Raw genomic sequence first — 13585 nt, forward strand, 5'->3', positions numbered from 1 at the left:
ATGCCCCGCGGGCCGGGCGGCGGGTGTGCCAGAATTTGGGTTCGACAAGCCAATCCGATCCGAAGGGGATTCGCCGTGGCCAGTACCGAGGTGGAGCACTTCACCGGCGTCGACGCAGTCGAGGTGCCGTCGGCAGCGTGGGGTTGGAGCAGGATCAACCACCGGACCTGGCATATTGCCGGCCTGATCGGCTTCGGATTCCTGCTGGCGATGCTCCGCGGCAACCACGTCGGCCACATCGAGAACTGGTTTTTGATCGGGTTTGCGGCGCTGACCCTCGTGGTGCTGATCCGCGACCTGTGGGGCCGCCGCCGCGGCTGGATCAGGTAGTCACCGCCGCCCTAGCGTTGCGCCCGGCGATGCCAGGCGCCGGCGATCACCACGACCCCTAACGCGAGCACTGCCGCCACCCACGGCCACCATCCGTGCTGATGCACCCAACCGGCCACGGCGCCCTGCAGGCGTCCGGCCGCGGTGATCACCGCGTCCTGCGGGTTGCCGTTCGCGCCGAACAGGCGCACCTCGTAGCGGCCGTAATAGGCCACATACACCCCGACCAGCAGAAGCAGCACACCACCGATCCGGTTGACGAACGGCAGCATTCGGCGCAGCCGGTCCACCATCGCGGTGCTCGCCGTCGCCGCCGCGACGGCAAGCACGCCCACGACCAGGGTCAACCCCGTGCCGTAGGCGAGGTAGATCGACGCGCCGGTGACGATCGATCCCCCGCGCAGGCCTGCCGCGGTGACCGCCAGGAACGGCCCGACGGTGCAGGACAGCGAGGCGATCGCGTAGCTGATTCCGTACCCGTACATGGAGCCCAGCCGCACCGTCGGGGCCCACCGCGGGCCCAGCGGCCGCGGGGCCAACCCCGACAGCTGCCGACCCGACAGCAGCCATGCCCCGAGCAGGATCAGCACGGCGCCGACAATCACAGTGGCGTACGGCAGATACCGCTGCACGGTCGTGGCCGCCGACACGGTCAGCACGCCGAACAGGCCGAACACCGTCAAGAAACCCAGCGCCATCCCCACGGTGGCCGCCAGAGCCCGCGCGGCTGCTGCCACACCCGACGCCCCCGACCCCTGGCCGCGCACCACCAGCAGCAGGTAGGCGGGCAGCATCGCGAACCCACACGGGTTCAGCGCGGCGACCAGCCCGGCCGCGAAGGCCAGGCCGACCAGACCCCGGTCCACGAAGTCAGGACCTCAGCGCTGCGACCCGGTCGGAGAGCTCCTGCTGCGACATCGCCGAGGTCGGGTTGTTGACGAACGTCGAGCTGCCGTCCGCGCGGTAGAACACGTAGGCGGGCTGCCAGGGGACGTTGTAGCGGGCCCAGATGGACCCGTCGGCATCGTTGAGGTTGGTGAAGTTCAGGCCGTATTTGGAGACGAAGGTCTGTTCCGCGCCGACGTCCGAGTGTCCGGCGACCCCGACGAAGGTGACACCGGGATTGGCGGCCGCCACCCGGCTGACGCCCGGGGCTTCGGCGTTGCAAAACGGGCAGAACGGTGCCCAGAACCACAGCACCGCGGGCTTGCCCTGCAAGCTGGCGCCGTTGAACGGCGCACCGCTCAGCGTCGTCCCGGTGAACTGCAGGCGGTCATCGGCGGCCAGAGCGCGCGGCGCGCTGCCCACGGCGGCTATCACCGTTGCGGCGAGCAGCACCGCGGCGCACGCTTTGCTCAGGGCCGACAAGCGAATACTCATGGCACACCTCATTTGCTGGAGTTATGCCTTGATCGACGGGACAGCCCCGCCTCCGGTTCATCCGCCCTCGGCGGCCAGCTGTCCACAGGCCCGTGCCGAATCGCCTGCGCTCCAGCTACCCGCCCTCGGCGGCCAGCTGTCCACAGGCGGCGCTGATCTCGCGGCCGCGGGTATCGCGCACCGTGCACGAAACCCCCTTGGCGCGGACCCGGCGGACGAACTCTCGCTCGACCGCCTTGGGGCTGGCGTCCCACTCACTTCCCGGGGTCGGGTTGAGCGGGATCAGATTCACGTGCACCAACGGCCCGAGCGCGCGATGCAACCGCTGTCCCAAAAGATCTGCGCGCCAAGGCTGGTCGTTGACGTCGCGGATCAACGCGTACTCCACCGACACCCGCCGGCCGGTGACGTCGGCGTAATACCGTGCGGCGTCGAGTGCCTCGGTGATTTTCCACCGGTTGTTGACCGGCACCAGGGTGTCCCGCAGCTCGTCGTCTGGCGCGTGCAGAGACAACGCCAGCGTCACGCCGAGGCCTTCGTCGGCGAGTTTGCGGATGGCCGGGGCCAAGCCCACCGTGGACACCGTCACCGAACGGGCCGAGATGCCGAAACCGTGTGGCGGCGCGGCGATGATGCGCCGCACCGCGGCCACCACACGGGCGTAGTTGGCCAACGGCTCCCCCATCCCCATGAACACCACGTTGGACAGCCGGTCCCCGAAGTCGTCGCGCAGGGCCGCGGCGCCGGCGCGCACCTGCTCGAGGATCTCGGCCGTCGACAGGTTGCGGCTCAACCCGCCCTGACCGGTCGCACAGAACGGGCACGCCATGCCGCACCCGGCCTGCGACGAAATGCACACCGTGTTGCGTTGTGGATAACGCATCAGCACCGACTCGACGGTGACCCCATCGAGCGCCCGCCACAACGTCTTTCGCGTCTGGCCCGCATCACACGTCACCTCGGACACCGCGGTCAGCAGGATCGGGAACATCGTCTCGGCGATGGCATCGCGCAATCCCGCCGGGAGATCGGTCATCTGCCGCGGGTCGGCGATCAGCCGGCCGTAGTACTGATGCGCCAGCTGCTTGGCGCGAAACGCAGGCAAGCCCAGCTCTGCGACTGCGGACGCGCGGCCTTCCTCGTCGAGGTCGGCGAGGTGCCGCGGCGGCTTGCCGGGGCGCGGCTCGGAGAAAACCAGTTGTTGAACCATGACCTGTCCAGTATCGGTCACGTTCGCGCCGGCCTAGGGAACGAGTGTCAGCACGGTCCAGGCCGCGACCGCCGACGGCAGGACGCCGTCGAGCCGATCCATCAGGCCGCCGTGGCCGGGCAGCAACCGGCCCATGTCCTTAATGCCGAGGTCGCGCTTGACCTGCGATTCCACCAGGTCGCCGAGCGTGCCGGTCAGCACCAGGACGACACCCAGCAGCACGCCGATCCACCACGGTTTGTTGGCCAGGAGGGTCGCCGTCAGCGTCGCCGCGGTGATTCCGAACACCAGGGAACCGGCGAATCCCTCCCAGGACTTCTTGGGGCTGATCGCCGGGACCATCGGGTGCTTGCCGAACAGCGCCCCCACGGCATATCCGCCGGTGTCGGAGGCGACGACGGTGACCATCAGGCAGAACACCCGCCCGGCGCCGTCGTGCGGGTAGACCAGCAGCACGCCGAAGGACGCGAACAGCGGCACCCACGCGGCCAGGAACACGGTGGCCGAGGCGTCCCTGAGGTAGTTAGCCGACGGCGAGCCGGCGAACGGCTCGGGCCGTTTGCTGTTGTCCTGCATGAACAACCGCCACACGTTGCAGACCACCACGGTGATCCCGAACCCGGCCAATGCGCCCGCGGCGTGGAACGGCCACGTCAACCATACGGTGAGCTGGCCCCCCGCCAGCAGCGGGATAAGGGCTATGACGTAGCCGGCCTCGCGCAAGCGCCGGACCACCTCGTGCGTGGCCACCAGGATGGCGAGCGCGACGATGGGAACCCAGAGGCGCGGTGCGAATACCAGCGTGACGATCAGAACGCCGCCGATACCGACCCCCACCGCGATCGCGGCGCCCAGGTTGCGCCCGGCCCGGGAGGTCTTCTTGGCCGGCTTTTCCACCGGTTCCTCGGCGGGGCGCGCGAAATTGTCGGGCGGGTTGCCTGCGCCGGGATCTGGGGTTGCCACTGGCCTGAATGAACTTAGCTGCTGAATGGGTCGTCAGACCTCCAGCAGTTCGCCTTCTTTGTGCTTGACCAACTCTTCGATCTGGGTGGTGTATTGATGCGTGGTCTTGTCCAGGTCTTTTTCGGCCCGGCCGACCTCGTCCTCGCCCGCCTCGCCGTCCTTGCGAATGCGATGCAGCTCCTCCATCGCCTTGCGGCGGATGTTGCGCACCGAGACCTTGGCATCCTCACCCTTGCTCTTGGCCTGCTTGACCAGTTCGCGGCGGCGTTCCTCGGTGAGCTGCGGCACGGCCACCCGGATCAGGGTGCCGTCGTTGGTGGGATTGACGCCGAGGTCGGAGTTGCGGATCGCCGTCTCGATCGCACCCACCTGGCTGGCCTCGTAGGGCTTGATGACGACAAGGCGCGCCTCGGGCACGTTGATGCTGGCCAGTTGTGTGATGGGGGTGGCCGTGCCGTAGTAGTCGATCACGATCCGCGAGAACATGCCGGGGTTGGCGCGCCCGGTCCGGATGGTCGACAGGTCGTCGCGGGCAACCGCTACGGCCTTCTCCATTTTCTCTTCCGCATCGAAGAGAGCCTCGTCGATCATGTGCGCCGCTCCTCCTCATCGATTCGCTCTGCATCGTCGCCGCCGCGGATCATCTGCGCCGCTCCTCCTCATCGCTGCGCCGCGGATCCTCGCAAACGCACATCGCGTCTTCCCCTCAGGTGGTGACCAGCGTCCCGATCTTCTCACCAGCGACCGCTCGGGCGATATTGCCATTGGTCAGCAGGTTGAACACCAGGATCGGCATGCCATTGTCCATGCACAGGCTGAACGCGGTGGCATCGGCCACTCGTAGCCCGCGGTCGATGACCTCACGATGGCTGATCGCGGCAATCAATTCGGCGTCGGGATGCTGCCGCGGATCCGCGGAGAAGACGCCGTCGACGGCCTTGGCCATCAAGACGACCTCGGCGCCGATCTCCAGGGCACGCTGGGCCGCCGTGGTGTCGGTGGAGAAGTACGGCAGTCCCATGCCGGCTCCGAAGATCACCACACGCCCCTTCTCCAGGTGGCGCACGGCGCGCAACGGCAGATACGGCTCGGCCACCTGGCCCATGGTGATCGCGGTCTGGACCCGGGTCACGATGCCTTCCTTCTCCAAAAAGTCTTGCAGCGCGAGGCTGTTCATGACCGTGCCCAGCATTCCCATGTAGTCCGAACGGGTGCGTTCCATGCCGCGCTGCTGAAGCTGCGCACCCCGGAAGAAGTTGCCCCCGCCGATGACGACGGCAACCTGGACACCTCCGCGAACCACCTCGGCGATCTGTCGCGCCACGCGCGCCACGACATCGGGATCCAAGCCGACCTGGCCGCCGCCGAACATTTCGCCGCCGAGCTTGAGCAGCACTCGCGAATACCTGGCCCGACTCGGCGACTGGCCCGCACCGTTTTCCGGTGCGGATGTCGGCACGCCGTTGCTGGTGGTTGTCGGCTGCGGCCTCGGAGCCGCCGAGCCGGCGACGTGGGGCTCCCTGGACTCCGTCATCAGACTCCTCGCATGAGAGTGCCATCCCGGGCGGTCTCCGTCCGGAACGGCATTTCACATCCTGCCTCATCGCAGCACAATGCGGCGTCGGCGGGGTGCATTATGCGCATAGTTGGCGCGGCGGGCCAATTTTCGAGTCTGCCGGTAGTGGAATATGCCGGCGCCAATGCGGTTTATTCGGGCTCGCGTTTGAGCGATGTGTGGCATGGGAATCCGGATCAACGCGGCAGAAATATTGCGGTCTTAAGCAATGAGGACCGGCCTCGCCGTATGACCGGGTGGATCGCTCGCGATCGCCGTTGAGCATGGATCGCTCAAAGTACGCCAACGAGGAGGAACACTTCCATGGCTGAAGAAAACAAGTCGGGACCTGCCGAAGCTGTTAAGGGCGTCGTCGAGGACGTCAAGGGCAAGGCCAAGGAGGCCGTCGGCGCGGTGGCCGGTCGTGATGACCTCACCCGCGAGGGCCAGGCCCAGCAGGACAAGGCCGAAGCGCAGCGCGACGCCGCGAAGAAGGAAGCCGAAGCCGAAGCCGCGCGCGGTGGCGCGGAGGCGGCCGAGGAGCGCCAGAAGGCCAACCAGTAATACTGGCCGTCAACGATGGGCCCGGTCCGTGCAAACGGCCGGGCCCATCGCCGTTCCACAAGGCCGAGGTGGGGCGCGGCCCGAGTTTGCATAGTTTTCAGCTGGACGGGTATCCGTGCCTAGCGCTGTATGACATCTCCGAAGAGGTGCCTACGGACCCGGGGGGGAAGCCGGGACGTCATGAGGTTTGGAGATGTCGTTGCACGTGGTGGTACTCACCGATGAGGATGACTTCGAATCGGCCCTTCCGGATTTGGCCACTGTCGCGCGGCCGGTGCGCCACGTCACCCTGACGGCCGACACCGACGGGCACTGCGCCACGGCCGACATCGCGATCATTGATGCGCGCAGCGACATGGCGTCGGCTCAGAGCGTCGGCCATCGACTCAAGGTCGACAACCCCGGTACCGCCGTGGTGGCCCTGGTAACACCGGCGGACGGGGTGACGGTCGACGGGGACGGCAGTTTTGATGACGTCATGGTGCCCGGCACCGGCGCGGAAGAGTTGCAGGCGCGGCTGCGCCTCGCGATCAGCCGACGTCGTAGCGCGGTCGACGGCACGCTGAAGTTCGGCGACCTGCTACTGCATCCGCCCAGTTTCACCGCAACGCTGGACGGCCACGACCTGAGCCTGACACACACCGAGTTCAGATTGCTGAATTTCCTTGTGCAGCATGCCGGTCAGGCATTCACCCGCACCCGGCTGATGCAAGAGGCGTGGGGCTATGACGCGACCGGCAAGGTGCGTACCGTCGACGTTCACATCCGGCGACTGCGCGCCAAGCTCGGCACCCGGCACCAATTCATGGTCGACACCGTCCGGGGAGTCGGCTACCGGGCCGCGACACCGCCACAGCCGGAATGGGTCGTCACCGGCTCGACGCTGACCCCGATCTGGACGTCGCCCACGACGTCGGGCCCGGGCCAGCAGAATGCGGAGACGTCGGAATCCTAACACCTTCAGGCACAACGCTTTTGGCGGGCGGTCAGCCGAAGAGAGGGAAAGCGCGTTTGCGCGCCAGCGCATTCATCCCATCCTGGATGGCATGTTGCACCTCGTGATATTTGCGGTCCACGTATTGGTCGTCGTCGGCCCGTGCGGGATCGTTGTCGAGCTCCACCGGAGGCATGAACCGGGTTCTGATCTTGGCCGGCAGGGGCAGCTGCGGAAGCGCCGCCGGCGCGATACCCCACGGCAACGAGACGGCCAGCGGGAACACCTTGAGCCGCAAGACCCGGTCCAGGCGCAGAGCTTTCGACAGGCGGTCGCCGCGGATCAGCACCGGCATCGCGTCCGCACCGCCGACCGTGGCGATGGGCACGATCGGCACACCGGCGCGAATCGCCATCTTGACGAAGCCGGTCCGTCCGGCCAGGTTGGCCCGATCGCGCTCGGTCCACGGGCGCAGCGAGTCCACTTCCCCACCGGGCCACAGCGCCACGTCGCGCCCTTCCGCCAATGCGGTGGCGATCGCGTCGGGGGCGGCCGGCAGCACCCCCATCGACCGGAAGTAGCGCCCGAACACGGGAATTGCCATCAACGCATCATGCGCCGTGCCGTGCAAGGTGCGATCCTGGCCGAACCGTCGCCACCATTGCAGACCGACGGTCCACGCATCCCAGACGAACGGCGCGCCGGAGTGAATCCCGATCAACAGCGCCGGCGGTGATTCCGGGATGTTCTCCCAGCCGTCGATTTCCATGCGAAACCAATAGTCCACCAGCACATTCCACAGATACTTCTGACGCTGCAGCGCGCTCTCGTCCTGACCCGAGAGATCCCATCTCGCCGCGCGTTCGGCCACCCAGCCGCTCAGCCCGCCACTTTGACGATTGCGTCGTTCTTCCATCGCCTCGCGGGCTTCTTCGGCCTGCCGCTGCGCCTGCGCGCGCACCGGTGCCGGCCTGTGATCCGGGTTACTCATGCTCTGTGGCATACCCGCTTCGGACGCGCACGATTCCCCCTGACGCAATTCTCCCCGCGCCACCGAGCGTGGCGCGGGGAGAATTCGACAACTCCGATCAGGCGTGCGTCGCCGGCGCACCTGGCGCCGGGCTGTTCGGCGCAGGCGGAGCACCCGGCGCCGGGCTGTTCGGCGCGCCAGGCGCCGAGCCCTCCGGCACGTTGGACGTCCACATCAGGACGTCTTGCATTCCGTCGTTGTAGACGACGCCGTTCGGCGGCGCGCCTGTCACGTCGAAGTAGAGCGTGCCCGTCGACTCGTTGCCTTGAGCGATGGGAGCCGGGTTGAGCCCGTTGGGCACCCCGACTTTGTCGATCACCCGGTAGTTCTGGCCGTTCGGGCCGCGGGCGATGAAGTCATTCACCATCGGAGTGACGAGCCCGCCGTCCGACCTGGCGGTTACGTCCGCCTGGTAGAGCGTTCCCTTGGGCGTGTAGCCGGGGATGGCGACGTTGCTGGGCTGCAGGTTGCTGACGGTGTAATCGGTGACGAGCGCCCCGTCCACGAGCTTTTCGCTGGTACCGAACCCCTGGATGTTGGGCGCGGCCAGAGCAGGCGTCGCCGCGAAAACGCTGGCCGCCGCTATACCCCCGGCAGCGGCAGCTGTCGCAGCAATCTTGGTGACCTTCACTGTTCATTTCCTTTCGTGTACAACATTTGCCCCCCGAAAGGGCATGCGCATATGTGCAGCAAATAGCCACACCTCGACCCCTTTAAACATTTACGCGCGCGAAACACCCGTACCGGGCGTTACTCGCCGGAATAGGGTTCCATTCTTGGGCAGCATCTTTCGCATCAGTGGATAACACCTGCACCACCTCTCACACCCGACTCCCGGTTAGTCCGGGTGGTGACGGGTAATCGGTGCCCTAAGCAACTGACGATGAATCGGTAAAGGAAATCGCATGGGCTTTGTGGCGCAACAACAGTCGGTTCCCGGTGTACAGGCGCGGATGGAACCGATTCCTGACTGTGGCGAAAACAGTTACCAGGGCTCGGGCAAACTGCTGGGCAAAAAGGCGATCATCACCGGCGGCGACAGCGGCATCGGGCGCGCCGTCGCGATAGCGTTCGCCCGCGAGGGCGCCGACGTGCTGATCGCGTACCTCAACGAGGACGACGACGCGCGTGAAGTCGCCCGCTACGTCACCAATGCCGGCCGTAAGTGCGTGCTGGTGCCCGGCGATCTCTCCGACGCTGCGCATTGCCGTGCCGTCGTGGATCGGGCAGTGCAGGAATTGGGCGGGGTGGACATCCTGGTCAACAACTCCGCCTATCAGATGATGCGCAAGAGCCTCGACGAGATCAGCGACGAGGAGTGGGAGTACACGTTCCGGCTCAACATCGGTGCTTATTTCTACCTGGCAAAGGCGGCCGTGCCGCACATGAGCCCCGGCTCGTCGATCATCGGCAGCTCGTCGGTCAACTCCGATACACCCAATCCCACGCTGGCGCCCTACGCGGCGACCAAGGCGGCTATCGCGAATTTCTCGGCCAGCCTGGCCCAGCTGTTGGGCGACAAAGGAATTCGAGTCAACAGCGTGGCGCCCGGGCCGATATGGACACCGCTGATCCCGTCGACGATGCCACCGGACAGCGTGGAATCGTTCGGCGACAACGTACCGCTGGGCCGCGCCGGCCAGCCCGTCGAACTCGCCCCGATCTACGTGCTGCTGGCCTCCGACGACGCCAGTTACATCTCCGGGGCACGGGTGGCAGTGACCGGCGGTCGGCCCATCCTCTAACGAAACCCCCTACACCGCAGCGGGTTCCTTTCAAACTCGCTCATGAGCCGCGGTTGTCGCCCAGCTCGTCCACGAGCGGGTTCTGGGCGGGCATGTCCTTCACGCTCTCGGCCCGGCCCGGCTGGGTGTGGGTGCGCCGCGCCGCGGCCCTGTCCCTGTCGGGAACGTCGCGGTCATCGGCGATGGTGACCGACGCGGCCACCTGACCGACGTTGGCATAGGTTTCCGGCGGCATGGCGCGCAGGGCGCGGATCGTCTCGCCGTTGCAACGATTGCGCTCGGCGGCGGTGAGCAGGTCCTCTTTGTTCGCCGGAAAGTCCACATCGCTGAGGCACACTGGCGAAGTTGGCTGGGAGTGGTAGACGCGACCATGGCAGTCGGGGTGCCCGGTAGCCCGGCGCCTAAACCGCTCCGGACGCCGAAATGTGCACGAGCCGACAAGCCGAAAGTTTGTTCAGTCTCGGCGATTTCGCGGCGGTGTGCACGCTCTCTCAGCGGCCCCGGACCCGGCGGTTGTGCTTCTTGATCGCGTCGACCAACTCCGACTTGTTCATGGTGGACCGGCCGGCGATGTCGAGCCGGCGGGCCACATCGAGCAGGTGCTTTTTGCTGGCGTTGGCGTCGACGCCCTCGGCCGATTCCCCGACTGGCCGCAGGCCACCGCGCTCGGCCCGCTCATCGGATGGGCCCTTCTCGTCCTTGGGCTCCCAGTGGTCGCCGACCTTTTCGAAGCTGTGCTTGACAGCGGCGTACGCGACGCGGTGGGCGCGCTCCTCGCTGCCGTACTCGTCGGCGGCCGCGTCATGGGTTTTCGCGAACGTGCGCTGGGCCTTGGCGTTGGACCGCCGCAAAGTGCTGGGCAATTCGCCCTTTTTGGCCGCGCCGCCTTTCGTCGTCTTCGGCATCGAACCTCCCTCGGGTGCCAAAACCGCTGCGATTAACGGTCGGTTACCCCGTTGCGGCACGGACAATCACGGTCTGAACAATGTGCGCATCGGGTCGGTAGAAATATGTCAATATCGTTGACATGAATCAGGCCGACGATGCTCCGCTGGGTTACCTGCTCTACCGGGTGGGAGCCGTCCTGCGACCCGAGGTTTCCGCCGTGTTGAGTCCGCTCGGCTTGACCCTGCCCGAATTCGTTTGCCTGCGCATACTTTCGATGTTTCCGGGAATGTCGAGCGCCGAGTTGTCCCGCCACACCAATGTCACCCCACAGGCAATGAACACGGTACTGCGCAAGCTGGAAGAAGTCGGGGCGGTGGCGCGCCCGTCATCGGTGTCCTCGGGGCGCGCGCTCCCGGCCACCCTGACCGGCCAGGGCCGCGCCCTGCTCAAGCGCGCCGAAGGCGCGGTCCGCGGCGCCGACGCCCGCATCCTGGCCAAGCTCACCGACACTCAGCAGCGCGAGTTCAAGCGGATGCTCGAAAAGCTGGGAGCCGACTAGTTGTGATCGCGAGGACGGCCGCGGCGATCGCGAGGGCGGCGCAGCCGGGCGAAGCGGGTCGCCGCCATCAGCCCAGCCGGGCGAAGCGGGTCGCCGCCATCACTCAAATCACGCGGGGGCGTGGATGCGCGCCCAGGGCCGCGCTTCTTCGAGCTCATAGGCCAGCTCGAGCAGCAGCGCTTCCTGTCCCATGTCGGCCGACAGCATCATGCCCACCGGCATGCCGTGCGCGGACTGGGCCAGCGGCAGCGAGATCGCGGGTTCGCCGGTCACGTTGTGCAGCGGCGTGAACGAGACCCAGTCGATCAGCCGGCTGATCACCTGCTGGTAATCGGTCGGCGCCAGGAATCCGATGCGCGGCGTCTCGTCGGCAAGGGTCGGCGTGAGCACCGCGTCGTAAGTACGGAAAAACCGCGCGGTGCGCCGGCGGGCCCGGCGCAGGCGCACGATCGCCGTCGGGAGGCGGTGCAGGTTTCGGCTGGTGTGCCGGAGAAGACCCAGCGTCAGGCTGTCCAGCTTGCTGCGATCGAACGTCGCACCGAACATGTGCCGCCCACCGCGCACCTGGGCCAGCGCCAAAAACCCCCAATACAGGACGAAGTCGTCGACGAAACTGGCCGCGACCGGAGGCTCGTCGACGTGCTCGACGCGGTGTCCCAACTCCTCGAGCAGGCCGGCGGACTTCAGCGTGAGCTCCCGTACCTGGGGGCTGCACTCGCGCTGCACCGAGCGGGTCAGCACCGCGATCCGCAGTCGCTGCCGGCCGGGCGCGCTGACGTCCCCGATGGGCGCCAGCTTGGGGTTGCGCCAGATCCGCTCGGCCTCGCGGTAGAAGGCCGCGGTGTCGCGCACCGAGCGGGTCACCACGCCGTTGACGACGACGCCGACCGGCATCCGGCGCAGCGTCGCGTCCAGGGGCAACCGCCCACGCGACGGTTTGAGTCCGACCAACCCGTTGCACGCGGCCGGAATCCGGATAGAACCGCCGCCGTCGTTGGCGTGCGCCATCGGCACCACACCGGCCGCGACGAACGCGCCCGAACCCGACGACGACGCGCCGGCGCTGTATTCGGTGTCCCACGGGTTGCGGACCGGGCCCAGCCGCGGGTGTTCGGCCGACGCGCTGAACCCGAATTCCGACAACTGCGTCTTCCCCACCGAGGTCAGCCCGGTGGCCAGGAACAGCTCGGTGAACACGCTGTCGGCGTCGGCGTCCCAGCTCGTCCACGCGTCGGTGCCGTGCATGCTGGGCTGCCCGGCGACGTCGATGTTGTCCTTGATGAACGTCGGGACGCCGCCGAAGTAGCCGCCCGCCGGAGCTTCCGCGGCCTTGCCGGCGGCCGTCCGCGCCTGCTGAAAAGCCGCGTACGCCAACCCGTTCAGCAGCGGATCGACGGCCTCGGTGCGGGCGATGGCGGCCTCGACCACCTCGGCCCTGCCGACCCGGCCGGATCGAAGGGCGTCGGCGAGGCCGACCGCGTCCAGATCGCCCAGGGCATCGTCGCCGAAAGCATGCACGTGTCGCATGGCACTGACGCTAGCCCGCGCACCCGTGCAGTCGGGAGGTTTCCCGGCTTGTCCGCGGTCCGGATCGGGTCGGCGTGGGGCCGGTCAGGCCTGACCCACCTCGAAGCGGACGAACCGCGTCACCGTGACACCGGCCTCGTCGAGCAGCGCCTTGACGGTCTTCTTGCTGTCGGACACCGACGGCTGCTCGAGCAGAACCGCGTCCTTGAAGAAGCCGTTCAGCCGGCCCTCGACGATCTTGGGCAAGGCCTGCTCCGGCTTGCCCTCCGCCTTGGCGGTTTCCTCGGCGATGCGGCGCTCGCTGGCCACCACGTCCTCGGGCACGTCGTCGCGGGACAGGAAGCGGGCCTTGAGCGCGGCGATCTGCAGCGCGACGGCGTGCGCGGCCTCGGTGTCCGAGCCGCTGTACTCCACCAGCACACCGACGGCCGGCGGCAGGTCGGCCGCGCGCTTGTGCAGGTAGGTCTCGACGGTGCCGTCGAAGAACGCGACGCGGCGCAACTCGAGCTTCTCGCCGATCTTGGCCGACAGGTCGGCGATGGCCTGCTCGACCGTCTTGCCGCCGGCCTGCGCGGCCTTGAGCGCGTCGACGTCGGCGGCCTTGGATTGGGCCGCCGCCGCCACGATCTCGTCGGCCAGCGCCTGGAACTCCGCGTTCTTGGCGACGAAGTCGGTCTCGCTGTTCAGTTCGATCAGCGCGCCGCCCTGGGCGGCGACCAGACCTTCGGCCGTGGCGCGCTCGGCGCGCTTGCCGACGTCCTTGGCGCCCTTGATGCGCAGCGCCTCGACGGCCTTGTCGAAGTCGCCGTCGTTTTCGGACAGCGCGTTCTTGCAGTCGAGCATTCCGGCGCCGGTGAGTTCCCGAAGCTTCTTGACGTCGGCAGCGGTGAAGTTCGCCAT

17 protein-coding genes are annotated in these 13585 nt (G+C 67.4%); 5 read left to right on the top strand and 12 right to left on the bottom strand.

Annotated features, from left to right (window positions below; genetic code table 11):
• Positions 1-75 precede the first annotated feature (75 nt).
• Complete coding sequence (locus A5688_RS01490) at positions 76-330, top strand: DUF2631 domain-containing protein (protein WP_067838655.1); 255 nt, start codon at positions 76-78, stop codon at positions 328-330.
• Positions 331-341: 11 nt separating this feature from the next.
• Here A5688_RS01490 and A5688_RS01495 read toward each other — a convergent pair whose 3' ends face one another.
• From A5688_RS01495 to pyrH, 6 genes are all read right to left on the bottom strand, one after another.
• Positions 342-1196 (bottom strand): cytochrome c biogenesis CcdA family protein, encoded by an 855-nt coding sequence (locus A5688_RS01495; RefSeq protein ID WP_067912827.1) that lies wholly within the window; start codon positions 1194-1196, stop codon positions 342-344.
• Between the two features lie 4 nt (positions 1197-1200).
• Positions 1201-1710 (bottom strand): protein disulfide oxidoreductase, encoded by a 510-nt coding sequence (locus A5688_RS01500; protein WP_067835330.1) that lies wholly within the window; start codon positions 1708-1710, stop codon positions 1201-1203.
• 115 nt (positions 1711-1825) lie between these two features.
• Positions 1826-2920 carry a 23S rRNA (adenine(2503)-C(2))-methyltransferase RlmN gene (gene rlmN, locus A5688_RS01505; RefSeq protein ID WP_067912825.1) on the bottom strand — a complete coding sequence of 365 codons (1095 nt, stop codon included), beginning with the start codon at positions 2918-2920 and terminating at the stop codon, positions 1826-1828.
• 33 nt (positions 2921-2953) lie between these two features.
• A complete protein-coding gene (locus tag A5688_RS01510; RefSeq protein WP_067835334.1) occupies positions 2954-3883 on the bottom strand; it encodes a phosphatidate cytidylyltransferase in 930 nt (309 codons plus the stop codon).
• A 33-nt stretch (positions 3884-3916) separates the two neighbouring features.
• Complete coding sequence (gene frr, locus A5688_RS01515; RefSeq protein ID WP_007775283.1) at positions 3917-4474, bottom strand: ribosome recycling factor; 558 nt, start codon at positions 4472-4474, stop codon at positions 3917-3919.
• A 115-nt stretch (positions 4475-4589) separates the two neighbouring features.
• Positions 4590-5417 carry a UMP kinase gene (gene pyrH / locus A5688_RS01520; protein WP_067835336.1) on the bottom strand — a complete coding sequence of 276 codons (828 nt, stop codon included), beginning with the start codon at positions 5415-5417 and terminating at the stop codon, positions 4590-4592.
• 345 nt (positions 5418-5762) lie between these two features.
• Here pyrH and mbp1 point away from each other — a divergent pair, with 345 nt between their 5' ends.
• Both mbp1 and A5688_RS01530 read left to right on the top strand, forming a co-directional pair.
• A complete protein-coding gene (gene mbp1, locus A5688_RS01525) occupies positions 5763-6002 on the top strand; it encodes a microaggregate-binding protein 1 (protein WP_067835338.1) in 240 nt (79 codons plus the stop codon).
• A 193-nt stretch (positions 6003-6195) separates the two neighbouring features.
• The gene (locus A5688_RS01530) at positions 6196-6957 is read left to right on the top strand and encodes a winged helix family transcriptional regulator (RefSeq protein WP_082951242.1); all 762 of its coding nucleotides are present in this window, start codon (positions 6196-6198) and stop codon (positions 6955-6957) included.
• Between the two features lie 31 nt (positions 6958-6988).
• Here A5688_RS01530 and A5688_RS01535 read toward each other — a convergent pair whose 3' ends face one another.
• Both A5688_RS01535 and A5688_RS01540 read right to left on the bottom strand, forming a co-directional pair.
• Positions 6989-7927 (bottom strand): lysophospholipid acyltransferase family protein, encoded by a 939-nt coding sequence (locus A5688_RS01535; protein WP_067912822.1) that lies wholly within the window; start codon positions 7925-7927, stop codon positions 6989-6991.
• A 97-nt stretch (positions 7928-8024) separates the two neighbouring features.
• A complete protein-coding gene (locus A5688_RS01540; RefSeq protein ID WP_067835342.1) occupies positions 8025-8597 on the bottom strand; it encodes an MPT63 family protein in 573 nt (190 codons plus the stop codon).
• 274 nt (positions 8598-8871) lie between these two features.
• On the opposite strand from A5688_RS01540, the gene A5688_RS01545 reads away from it, so the two are divergent.
• Positions 8872-9711 carry an SDR family oxidoreductase gene (locus A5688_RS01545; RefSeq protein WP_067912819.1) on the top strand — a complete coding sequence of 280 codons (840 nt, stop codon included), beginning with the start codon at positions 8872-8874 and terminating at the stop codon, positions 9709-9711.
• A gap of 40 nt (positions 9712-9751) precedes the next feature.
• Here A5688_RS01545 and A5688_RS01550 read toward each other — a convergent pair whose 3' ends face one another.
• Together A5688_RS01550 and A5688_RS01555 are read right to left on the bottom strand one after the other, a co-directional pair.
• Positions 9752-10033: a DUF2795 domain-containing protein gene (locus tag A5688_RS01550; protein WP_165609551.1), complete on the bottom strand. Its 282-nt coding sequence runs from the start codon at positions 10031-10033 to the stop codon at positions 9752-9754.
• A 169-nt stretch (positions 10034-10202) separates the two neighbouring features.
• On the bottom strand, positions 10203-10616 hold the full coding sequence (locus A5688_RS01555; RefSeq protein ID WP_067912813.1) for a ChaB family protein: 414 nt from the start codon (positions 10614-10616) through the stop codon (positions 10203-10205).
• A 122-nt stretch (positions 10617-10738) separates the two neighbouring features.
• On the opposite strand from A5688_RS01555, the gene A5688_RS01560 reads away from it, so the two are divergent.
• On the top strand, positions 10739-11158 hold the full coding sequence (locus A5688_RS01560) for a MarR family winged helix-turn-helix transcriptional regulator (protein ID WP_067835349.1): 420 nt from the start codon (positions 10739-10741) through the stop codon (positions 11156-11158).
• Between the two features lie 108 nt (positions 11159-11266).
• Here the strand turns inward: A5688_RS01560 and A5688_RS01565 are convergent, their stop codons facing one another.
• On the bottom strand, positions 11267-12685 hold the full coding sequence (locus A5688_RS01565) for an amidase (protein WP_067835351.1): 1419 nt from the start codon (positions 12683-12685) through the stop codon (positions 11267-11269).
• A gap of 84 nt (positions 12686-12769) precedes the next feature.
• Positions 12770-13585 carry a translation elongation factor Ts gene (gene tsf / locus A5688_RS01570; protein WP_067835353.1) on the bottom strand — a complete coding sequence of 272 codons (816 nt, stop codon included), beginning with the start codon at positions 13583-13585 and terminating at the stop codon, positions 12770-12772.

Origin of the sequence: Mycobacterium mantenii, from assembly GCF_001667865.1 — a bacterium.
In the GTDB taxonomy this organism is placed as follows: domain Bacteria; phylum Actinomycetota; class Actinomycetes; order Mycobacteriales; family Mycobacteriaceae; genus Mycobacterium; species Mycobacterium mantenii_A.